This window comes from Mesorhizobium sp. M1A.F.Ca.IN.020.03.2.1 (genome assembly GCF_004023205.1).
In the GTDB taxonomy this organism is placed as follows: domain Bacteria; phylum Pseudomonadota; class Alphaproteobacteria; order Rhizobiales; family Rhizobiaceae; genus Mesorhizobium.
The window spans coordinates 24,596-34,471 of sequence record NZ_RZSV01000037.1 but is presented as its reverse complement, the minus strand read 5'-3'; the positions used below and the strand labels follow the sequence as shown (position 1 = coordinate 34,471).

At 64.1% G+C, this 9,876-nt stretch carries 10 protein-coding genes; 6 read left to right on the top strand and 4 right to left on the bottom strand.

Going from position 1 to position 9,876, the window contains the following annotated elements; genetic code table 11:
* Positions 1–452: FxsA family protein (locus EOA79_RS08840; protein WP_128292971.1), on the bottom strand; the 452-nt coding region annotated here is incomplete at its 3' end.
* A gap of 203 nt (positions 453–655) precedes the next feature.
* On the opposite strand from EOA79_RS08840, the gene EOA79_RS08835 reads away from it, so the two are divergent.
* The 4 genes from EOA79_RS08835 (at position 656) to EOA79_RS08820 (ending at position 3,506) form a co-directional block, all read left to right on the top strand.
* A complete protein-coding gene (locus EOA79_RS08835) occupies positions 656–1,363 on the top strand; it encodes a Tim44/TimA family putative adaptor protein (protein WP_066991466.1) in 708 nt (235 codons plus the stop codon).
* A 130-nt stretch (positions 1,364–1,493) separates the two neighbouring features.
* On the top strand, positions 1,494–2,597 hold the full coding sequence (locus EOA79_RS08830) for a murein transglycosylase A (RefSeq protein WP_095825206.1): 1,104 nt from the start codon (positions 1,494–1,496) through the stop codon (positions 2,595–2,597).
* Positions 2,594–3,118, top strand: a complete 525-nt coding sequence (locus EOA79_RS08825) for a Smr/MutS family protein (protein ID WP_095799549.1) — start codon at positions 2,594–2,596, stop codon at positions 3,116–3,118. Before EOA79_RS08830 ends, EOA79_RS08825 begins: the two co-directional genes overlap by 4 nt.
* 25 nt (positions 3,119–3,143) lie before the next feature.
* On the top strand, positions 3,144–3,506 hold the full coding sequence (locus EOA79_RS08820; RefSeq protein ID WP_066991880.1) for a helix-turn-helix transcriptional regulator: 363 nt from the start codon (positions 3,144–3,146) through the stop codon (positions 3,504–3,506).
* Positions 3,507–3,516: 10 nt separating this feature from the next.
* Here the strand turns inward: EOA79_RS08820 and EOA79_RS08815 are convergent, their stop codons facing one another.
* From EOA79_RS08815 to EOA79_RS08805, 3 genes are all read right to left on the bottom strand, one after another.
* Positions 3,517–4,134 carry a transglutaminase-like cysteine peptidase gene (locus tag EOA79_RS08815; RefSeq protein ID WP_067323497.1) on the bottom strand — a complete coding sequence of 206 codons (618 nt, stop codon included), beginning with the start codon at positions 4,132–4,134 and terminating at the stop codon, positions 3,517–3,519.
* A gap of 220 nt (positions 4,135–4,354) precedes the next feature.
* Positions 4,355–5,632 carry a polyhydroxyalkanoate depolymerase gene (locus EOA79_RS08810; protein WP_095825104.1) on the bottom strand — a complete coding sequence of 426 codons (1,278 nt, stop codon included), beginning with the start codon at positions 5,630–5,632 and terminating at the stop codon, positions 4,355–4,357.
* A 234-nt stretch (positions 5,633–5,866) separates the two neighbouring features.
* Positions 5,867–6,229, bottom strand: coding sequence for a septal ring lytic transglycosylase RlpA family protein (locus EOA79_RS08805; RefSeq protein ID WP_095825103.1), 363 nt, complete (start codon positions 6,227–6,229; stop codon positions 5,867–5,869).
* A 944-nt stretch (positions 6,230–7,173) separates the two neighbouring features.
* Here EOA79_RS08805 and EOA79_RS08795 point away from each other — a divergent pair.
* Positions 7,174–8,610, top strand: coding sequence for a pyridoxal-phosphate dependent enzyme (locus EOA79_RS08795; protein WP_095825102.1), 1,437 nt, complete (start codon positions 7,174–7,176; stop codon positions 8,608–8,610).
* A complete protein-coding gene (locus EOA79_RS08790; RefSeq protein WP_095825101.1) occupies positions 8,607–9,776 on the top strand; it encodes a cystathionine gamma-synthase in 1,170 nt (389 codons plus the stop codon). The genes EOA79_RS08795 and EOA79_RS08790 overlap by 4 nt, the downstream gene beginning before the upstream one ends.
* Positions 9,777–9,876: the final 100 nt, after the last annotated feature.

Below are 9,876 nucleotides of genomic sequence, written 5' to 3'. Positions count from 1 at the left end.
CGCTTGTAGTCGTCCTGGCGCGAAAAGTCGCTGTCATCGAGATCGATGACCCTGTCGCGGCGGCGGGCCGAAAAGCCGCTGCTGAAGCTGGTCGCCATCACGATGCGGTTCTTGAGCAGGCGCCAGGCAAGATCGCGCACCGGCGGCAGGAGCAGCAGGATGGCGACAATGTCGGTGATGAAGCCCGGAATGATGAGCAGGAGTGCCGCCAGCACGATCATCGCGCCATGCGCGAGTTGGCGGCTTGGATCGCGCCCGGCATCCATTTCCGTCCGCACCCGCGCCATCACGCCGAATCCCTGGTGCCGAAGCAGGAGGCTGCCGGCAATGGTGGAGAGGATGACGAGCCCGATCGTCGCCAAAGCGCCGACTTCACGGCCGACGATGACGAAGCCGGCGATCTCCAGAAGCGGCAGCAGGAGCAGGAACAGGGGAATGAACGAAATGCGCAAATTGAGACCGGTCGCTTTCTTCTTTTGCGGGCCTCGCGGGAAATCGCCGCTGGCACTGGGACCTTTAGATAGGTATGGCTGGCTTTGATTTGAATGATTGCGCCCGCCGTTCTATATGCTTTGGGTAATGAACGCTATGCGACCGCCGCCATTCTAGGGGCTCTGGTGGTCCGGCCTGGACAGGGATCGAATTGGCGGAAGATATGGGTTTCTTCGACTTCGGCACGATTTTCTTTTTGATTGCGGCGGTTGTGATCTTCTTCCAGCTTCGCAACGTGCTGGGCCGTCGCACCGGAAACGAACGCCCGCCCTTCGATCCTTATTCGGCAAGCCGCACGCGCGAGCAGGATGCGGCGCAGAAGTCCGAGAATGTGGTGTCGCTGCCGCGCAAGCGCATGCCGGGGGAACCGGCGGCGGAGACCTATGCCGCGATCGACGCTTTCGCCAAGCCGGACAGCGATCTCAACAAAGGCCTGCGCGCGATCAAGGACAACGATCCGTCCTTCGATCCCAAGACCTTTATCGACGGCGCCAAGATGGCCTACGAGATGATCGTCATGGCCTTTGCCGACGGCGACCGCAAAACGCTGAAGAACCTGTTGTCGCGCGAGGTCTATGACAGCTTCGTCGCCGCGATCGGCGAGCGCGAGGCGAAAGCGGAAAAGATCCAGTCTTCCTTCGTCGGCATCGACAAGGTCGATGTCGTCGCCGCCGAGATGAAGGGCACCGAGGCGCATATCACGCTGCGCATCGTCAGCGAGCTGATCTCGGCGACCCGCGACAAGGTCGGCGCCGTCATCGACGGCGATCCGGAAAAAGTCGCCGAGGTCAAGGACGTCTGGACCTTCTTCCGCGATACCCGGTCGCGTGATCCGAACTGGAAGCTGGTCGCCACGGAAGAAGAAGATTGACCTAGAGCATGATGCCGAAAAGTGTGGAGCGGTTTTCGGACGCCATCATGCTCCATCTCTTCAATTTGGAGCCGGATTCAGATTTCAGGTCGATCCGGCCTGAAATCATCCGGCTCTAGTGGCGGCTGTCATGTCGCTGTCTTCGGCATTCAAGGAAAAATCCTTCGGCGACCTGCCCGGCTGGGACGAGGATGATCACCTCGCCGCCTTCGCGGCGTTCAAACGTTCGGCTTTCCACGTACTGACCAAGCCCTATCGAACCGGTTCGCTCGGCGTCGCGTTCGCCGCTTTCGCCGAGGCCTATACTGAGGCGCGCTCCGTTTCGCCGGCGAACCGGTCGGAGGCGCGGTCCTTCTTCGAGCGCCATTTCGCTCCCGCTTTGGTGGCGGCCGGCGGCGGCGCCGGCCTCGTCACCGGCTTCTACGAGCCCGAGGTCGAGGCCTCGCCGGTGAGGACGGAGCGGTTCACGGTGCCGCTGCTCTCCCGTCCCGCCGATCTGGTCGACATCGACGATAAAAATCGCCCCCTCGGAATGGATCCCTATCTCGCCTTCGCGCGCGCGACGACGACAGGTCCGGTCGAATATTTCGATCGCGGCGCCATCGAGCGCGGCGCGCTGTCCGGGCGGAACCTCGAGATTGCCTGGCTCGCCGACAAGGTCGATGCCTTCTTCATCCATGTGCAGGGAGCGGCGCGGCTGAAGATGGCCGATGGTCGGCTCTGCCGCGTCACCTATGCCGCAAAATCCGGCCAGCGCTTCACCGGGCCGGGCAGGATCTTGAGCGAGACCGGCGAAATCCCGCTGGAAAAAGTGACGATGCAGTCGATCCGCGCCTGGTTCAAGGCGCATCCTGAGCGGGTCGACGAGATCCTCTGGCAGAACCGCTCCTACATCTTCTTTCGTGAGGCGCCGGTCGACGACCCGGAGCTCGGTCCCATTGCCGCCGCCAAGGTGCCGCTGACGGCCGGCCGCTCGGTCGCCGTCGACCGGCTGCTGCACACCTTCGGCACGCCCTTCTATATTGTTGCGCCGACGCTCACCGCCTTCGGCGGAAAACCGTTCCGGCGGCTGATGATCGCACAGGACACCGGCTCGGCCATCACCGGAGCGGCGCGAGGCGATCTCTTCGCCGGCTCGGGCGATGCCGCGGGCGAGATCGCCGGCGTCGTGCGCAACGCCGCCGACTTCTATGCGCTGGTTCCGCGCGGGCTGGTCGATAGGGGGTACGCGTGAACCGCCGCCACGACACGCTGAGCGACGACGATCGCATCCTCTGGAACCTGGTGGCGCGCACGACGCGGCCCCTCAAAGGCAAGGCCGCGGTCGAGATTCCCGATATTGTCGAGCCGACGCCGGCGCCGGCGCCCACGCCCGCCAACGGCGTTCCCGCCGCTGCCGCGAAGCCGAAGCCGCAGCACGTCGCGCATTCGCTTGACGACCAGACCCACGAGAAACTGAAAAAAGGCCGGCTGCCGATCGAGGGCAGAGTCGATCTGCACGGCATGACGCAGGACGAGGCCTATTCGCTGCTCCTCACCTTCCTGCACCGCGCCCATGCCGGCGGCATCCGCTATGTGCTGGTCATCACCGGCAAGGGCTCATCGTCCGGCGGCGACGGCATCCTGCGCCGCTCGGTGCCGCACTGGCTGTCGACCCCGGCTTTCCGGCACCTGGTCTCGAGCCACGATCACGCCGCCCGCAACCATGGCGGCTCGGGCGCGCTCTATGTGCGGCTCAGGCGGACGCGCGCATGAGGACGCCGGCCATGAGGACGCAACTGTGACCCCGTTCGGCGAAAGGCTGAGGGCGCTGCGCGCCGAGCGCGGCGTCAGCCAGAAGGCGATGGCGCAGGCCATCGGCGTCAGCGCCGCCTATCTGTCGGCGCTCGAGCATGGCCGCCGCGGCGCGCCGACCTGGACGCTGATCCAGAAGATCATCGGCTATTTCAACATCATCTGGGACGACGCCGAGGACCTTGCCCGCCTCGCCGAAACCTCGCATCCACGGGTCAGGATCGATACGTCGGGCCTGTCGCCGGCCGCGACCGAACTGGCCAATCTTCTGGCCGAGAGCATCGAGAAGCTGGACGAGGCGGAGCTGCGCCGCCTCAGCGCGTCGATTCGTGCGGCGCTGAGAAGGTAGGTCCCGAGATCTACTGCACCGAGCCGACCAGCAGCTGCTGGCCATCGCGGATCGACACCCAGCGGCCGGTGTTGTCGATCGCCTGGCGCTTGAGATAACGGTAGCCGGTCTCATCCCAGGCTTGGACCTTATCGGTCAAATTGTCGAGGATGTAGTCACCCTTATCGGTGCGCACCGTCAGCACGGAATGGCCTTCGCCGTCGGGCTTGCGCACTACGGTGATCAAGAGATCCGCAAGCGAGATGCCCATGCGGTAGAGCTGGCGCCGCTTCTCCAGCACATAGTCCTCGCAGTCGCCAAAGCCGTTGTCCGGATAGGTCCAGACCTCGTCCTTGCCGTAATTGTCGAGATCGCTCATCGGCTTGACGGCGGCGTTGACCCTGGCGGTCACGTTGATCAGCTTGCGCCACAGAGCATCGGTCAGCTTGGCCGGCGCGAGATTGGCCGGGCGAATGTTGCATTCGCTCGGATGCGTCTTGCAGAAATCATAATGTCCGATCGGCTGCGAGGTCAGGCCGCCGGTGGCCATGGCGCCGGCAGCCCATGCCGGAACCGCCCAGTGGGCCGAGATCGCCAGCCCTGCGACTGCACACAAACGCAGCATCCGCGCCATCGGTGAGGAAGTCATTGTCCCCCGGGGTCCGCCCTTGTTTATTAACGAAACGTTAAGGGGGATTTACAGTCCGTGTCAATTGAAGACAACGGCTAGTTTGGTGGCATGGTTACCCGCCAGGCCCGCATAGCGGCAGTTTGGCAACAGCGGCGTCGGGACGCCGGTCAGCCCTGAACATTGGTTCCACGGAAAGGTCACGCGCTTTGAGCGGCGCCGAGCCGCGTCCGCTTCCCGCTCAGCTCTTGGCGGAACGGACCAGCTTCGGCTTCGCCGCCAGGCGGGTCTGGCGGCCGTAGCTGGAGATGAAGTCCAGAATGCGCGGCACGATCTCCGACCGGAACCGCGAGCCGTTGAAGACGCCGTAATGGCCGACGGCCGGCTGCATGTAGTGGGCTTGCCGGTCGGCCGGAACGTTCACGCAAAGCTCATGCGCGGCCTGGGTCTGGCCGAGCCCGGAAATGTCGTCGTTCTCGCCCTCGACGGTGAACAGCGCGACGTTGCGGATCGCCTGGGGATCGACGGCCTCGCCGCGATGCGTCATCTCGCCCTTCGGCAAGGCGTGGCGGACGAACACCGTATCGACCGTCTGCAGGTAGAACTCCGCCGTCAGGTCCATCACCGCCAGATATTCGTCATAGAAGTCACGGTGCTTCTCGGCGCTGTCGCCGTCGTTTTTCACAAGGTGCATGAAGAAGTCCTTGTGGGCGATGATGTGGCGATCGAGATTCATGCTCATGAAGCCCGAAAGCTGCAGGAAGCCGGGATAGACATCGCGGCCGAATCCGGGCACCGGCCAGGGCGCCTGCATGATGACGTTCTCGCGAAACCAGTCGGTGCCCTTTTCCCCGGCGAGCAGATTGACCGCGGTCGGATTGCGGCGGGTATCGATCGGCCCGCCCATCAGCGTCATGGTTGACGGCACGAAGGGGTCGCCGCGCTTTTCCATCAGCGCCACCGCCCCCAACACCGGCACCGAGGGCTGGCAGACTGCCATCACATGGGTATCGGGACCAAGCGCGTGGAACATCTCGATGACATAGTCGATATAGTCGTCGAGATCGAAGCTGCCCTGCGACAGCGGGACCATGCGGGCGTCGACCCAGTCGGTGATGTGCACGTCGGCGTGAGGAAGCATCGCCTCGACCGTGCCGCGCAGCAGCGTCGCATAATGGCCGGACATCGGCGCCACGATCAGTAGCTTCGGATCGGGCTTGCGGCCCGCGGGAAGCTGGCGCTCGAAGCGGACGAGGTTGCAGAACGGCTTCGACCACACGGTTCGTTCGGCGACGTCGACGCTCTTCCAGTCGACCACCGCCTTGGTCAGGCCGAATTCAGGCTTGCCGTAGCGGCGCGTCGTGCGCTCGAAGAGTTCCGCGGCTGCCGCGACCGAGCGTCCGAGCGCCGTATGCGAAACCGGATTGAGCGGGTTGGAATAGAAGAACCGCACCGCATCTGCGTAAAGGCGGGCGGGCTGCAGCGCCGCATGGTTCAGTTCGTAGAGCTGGTAGAACATCAAGAACCCCGCTGCTGCCTGACGACCAAAGGGCCGACGAGCAGCGCCGAGCCTTGAATGTCTCGCAGTGAGGTTAACAAGATATTGTTGCGATGCAATACGTCAATTGCCGTGACGAATGCTGCTTTGGTCCAAACTGTTGAAAACTCGTCACGTATGGCGGAGCCGGCTCACTGTGCGCTGCCGCAATGTGTAGGAAATATGTCCGGCTCCCTCTTGCCGGACATCGACATCTTAAACGCGCGCCATGCAGACTGCGGTGTGGCCCGAGCCGATGAAGCCGAGCTGGGTGGCGGCGCCGCGGGAGAGGTCGAGCACGCGGCCCCGGACGAACGGGCCGCGATCGTTGATGCGCACGACGACGCTGCGGCCGTTGTTCTTGTTGGTGACCCTGAGCTTGGTGCCGAACGGCAAGCTGCGGTGCGCTGCAGTCAGCGCGGCGGGGTTCATGCGCTCGCCGGAGGCGGTTCTGGAATGCAGCGCGTACCAGGAAGCGCGGCCGCATTGTGCGGCGGCTGAAGAGGCGGAAGAGGCGCCAGCCATCAGGCCAGTCGCGATCGTTGCCGCGACAAGCGCGGTGCGGTTGGTTTTATTCATCTTTTAGGGGTGGGCTCCGTTATAGACAACCCGCCGTAAGTGCCGAATGAGGCATGAAATGCGGCAAGCGTCTGGCGGTTCCATGGCAAAGGCACACGTTTGGAGTCGCCGCGAAACAGTTTGTCATGACATCTCCCGCGAGCGCCAGCGTATTCTTCATGGAGACCGACCCGGTTTTGCAGGAAGTCCCGAGTAGGAGGGGCCCTCGGGGCGCAAGTAAAAGAGGAAACGATCGCTTCGCTTCCTTCTGCTCGTTTACTGCGCGCGCGTTCCGGTGAAGGATCGACTTCGCGCGGGGATCTCGCCGATGCGACTGATCAGGAATTTACTGGCGCTGATCGGCCTCCGTTGGGCAAACCGCCCGCGCGTTTGATCCGACCGGCAAGACGGCGCCGCGCGTCCGGTTGGACGGTCGAAGCGACGCGCGCAGACTCCCGCCGTCGGACCGCTGACGCCGGGCACCTCTTCGAGATCGACGCCATCCCTACATCCGCGCGCAACGCGCGAAGCTCAGCAAGCAGTTGCTGGGGTGAAATTTCTGCTGAGGTCGGCGCTCTACGGCGCCCCCTCTGGCCTGCCGGCCATCTCCCCCACAGGTGGGGAGATCAGATGTCGCGTCGGCTTTCGCCAATCGCCAACATTTGCAAGCAAGGGCGCCAAGGGTCGAGCTCCAATCTCCCCCCTTGTGGGGGAGATGTCCGGCAGGACAGAGGGGGCGCTGTCCCGCCGGCTTTCAACATTTAGAGGCGGTGTGCTGCGCCGCCCGTGAAATTCCATTCCGCCACTCGTCGCCGGAATGGCACGATCTATCTTCTTTCCGGATGGAAAGGGCTGGAAAAGACAACAGCGTGTGATCTGCGAACCCGGCATGGAGTTCGGCAGCCATCATGCGCAGACTGGTGACGGCCGATCCCGTCGGAACTGCTTCCCATGGAGGGTCCGAGATGAGCGTGCACAGGAAAGCGGCGCCGGACGGCGCGGAAAGCGCTTTGTCGCGGTTGCGTCCGCCTTACGCCTCCGTGCTCGACCTGATCGGCCAGACACCGGTGGTCGAGCTCACCAAATTCGATACCGGCAAGTGCCGGCTGTTCATCAAGCTCGAGAGCCAGAACCCCGGTGGCTCGATCAAGGACCGCATCGCGCTGTCGATGATCGCGGCCGCCGAGAAGGATGGCAGGCTGAAGCGCGGCGGCACCATCGTCGAGGCCACCGCCGGCAACACCGGCCTCGGCCTCGCCCAGGTCGGCATTCCCAAGGGCTACCGCATCATCCTCGTCGTGCCCGACAAGATGTCGCGCGAGAAGATCCAGCATCTGCGCGCTTTGGGCGCCGAGGTGCGCATGACCCGCTCCGATGTCGGCAAGGGCCATCCCGAATATTACCAGGACATGGCCGAGAAGATCGCCGCCGAAATTCCCGGCGCCTTCTATGCCAACCAGTTCGCCAATCCCGCCAATCCGCTGGCGCACGAAAGCACCACCGGCCCGGAAATCTTTTCGCAACTCGAAGGCGATGTCGACGCGATGGTGGTCGGCGTCGGTTCCGGCGGCACGCTCACCGGTGTCGGCCGCTTTTTCGCGAAGCATTCGCCGAAGACCGAGATGGTGCTTGCCGATCCGGTCGGCTCGGTGCTGGCGCCGTTGATCAAGACCGGCAAGATGACAGAGGCCGGCAGCTGGACCGTCGAAGGCATCGGCGAGGATTTCGTGCCGCCCAATGCCGATCTGTCGCTGGTCAAGAAAGCCTATTCCATCCCCGACAAGCAGAGCATGCTGGCGGTGCGCGACCTGCTGTCCAAGGAAGGCATCCTGGCCGGCTCGTCCTCCGGCACGCTTCTGTCGGCGGCACTGCGCTACTGCCGCGATCAGACGACGGCCAAACGCGTGGTCACCCTCGTCTGCGACAGCGGCAACAAATATCTGTCGAAGGTCTTCGACGACATCTGGCTCGCCGAGCAGGGCTTGGCCGACCAAGAGCAGCATGGCGACCTGCGCGACCTCGTCATGCGCTCGCCGCGCACTGGTGACATCGTGACCGTTGGCCCCGAGGAAACCCTGCTCAACGCCTATGGCCGCATGCGCCGCTCCGATGTCTCGCAGCTACCGGTGCTGGATGACGGCAAGCTCGTCGGCATCGTCGACGAGAGCGATATCCTGGCCAAGGTCGACGGCCCCTATGACGGCCGCTGGGATCGCTTCAACGCCCCGGTGCGCACGGCCATGACCTCGAACCTGCACACGCTGCAGGCCAGCCAGACGCTCGACGCGCTGCTCCCCGTCTTCGACCGCAACGAGGTCGCCATCGTCTTCGAGGGCGACGAATTCATCGGCCTGATCACCCGTATCGACCTGATCAACCATCTGAGGCGTCGCGCAAAATGACTTCGAACGGCAAGAACCGCCTGGCCTTTTCCACTCGCACCATCCATGGCGGCCAGAGCCACGATCCACTGACCGGCGCGGTGATGGTGCCGATCTACGCCACCTCCACCTATGGCCAGCAGTCACCCGGCGTGCACAAGGGTTTTGAGTATGCTCGCAGCCAGAACCCGACGCGCTTCGCCTTCGAACGGGCCGTCGCCGACCTCGAAAGCGGCACCGCGGCCTTCGCCTTCGCCTCAGGCCTGGCCGCGATAGCCACGGTGCTGGAGCTTTTCGACGCCGGCGTCCATGTGGTGGCCACCGACGACATCTATGGCGGCTCGTTCCGGCTCATGGAGCGGGTGCGCAAGCGTTCCGCCGGCCTGCAGGTCAGCTTCGCCGACTTCACCGATCTCGCCGCCGTCGAGAGTGCGATCCGCTCTGAGACAAAGCTGCTCTGGGTCGAGACGCCGACCAACCCGCTGCTGCGCGTCGTCGACCTCGAAGGCCTGGCGGCGCTGGCCAAGCGCAAAGGCCTGCTGACTGTCGCCGACAACACTTTTGCCAGCCCCTACATCCAGCGGCCGCTGGAGCTCGGCATCGACATCGTCGTCCACTCGACGACGAAATACTTGAACGGACATTCCGACATGGTCGGCGGCGTGGCGGTCGTCGGCGACGACAAGGATTTGGCCGATCGGCTGAAATTCCTGCAGAACGCCATCGGCGCCATTTCCGGCCCGTTCGACAGTTTTCTGGCGCTGCGCGGCATCAAGACGCTGGCGCTTCGGATGGAGCGCCATTCCGCCAACGGCCTGAAGATCGCGCAGTGGCTGGAAGCCCGCAAGGACGTGCGCCGCGTCATCTACCCCGGGCTGGCGAGCCACCCGCAGCACGAGATCGCCAAGCGCCAGATGCACGCCTTCGGCGGCATGATCTCGGTCGACCTCGACCGCGACCTCGCCGGCACCAAACGCTTCCTCGAACGCACGCAGCTTTTCACGCTCGCCGAAAGCCTCGGCGGCGTCGAAAGCCTGATCGAGCATCCGGCGCTGATGACGCACGGCTCGATCCCCGCGGAGAAGCGCGGTGAGATAGGTATCTCGGATTCGCTGGTGCGCCTGTCCTGCGGGATCGAGGATGGCGATGATCTGATCGCGGATCTGGAGCAGGCGTTGCGGGGGTGAGTGCCTTCGAGGATCAATCGTTGTGATCCTTCGCGCCCCCCTCTGTCCTGCCGGACATCTCCCCCACGAGGGGGGAGATTGGCTGTTTCATCGCCTCACC

Coding starts and splice junctions, on each gene's coding strand:
- EOA79_RS08805 (WP_095825103.1), bottom strand. CDS start 6,229: ATGAATAAAACCAACCGCACCGCGCTTGTCGCGGCAACGATCGCGACT.
- EOA79_RS08815 (WP_067323497.1), bottom strand. CDS start 4,134: ATGACTTCCTCACCGATGGCGCGGATGCTGCGTTTGTGTGCAGTCGCA.
- EOA79_RS08810 (WP_095825104.1), bottom strand. CDS start 5,632: ATGTTCTACCAGCTCTACGAACTGAACCATGCGGCGCTGCAGCCCGCC.
- EOA79_RS08795 (WP_095825102.1), top strand. CDS start 7,174: ATGAGCGTGCACAGGAAAGCGGCGCCGGACGGCGCGGAAAGCGCTTTG.
- EOA79_RS08830 (WP_095825206.1), top strand. CDS start 1,494: ATGTCGCTGTCTTCGGCATTCAAGGAAAAATCCTTCGGCGACCTGCCC.
- EOA79_RS08835 (WP_066991466.1), top strand. CDS start 656: ATGGGTTTCTTCGACTTCGGCACGATTTTCTTTTTGATTGCGGCGGTT.
- EOA79_RS08790 (WP_095825101.1), top strand. CDS start 8,607: ATGACTTCGAACGGCAAGAACCGCCTGGCCTTTTCCACTCGCACCATC.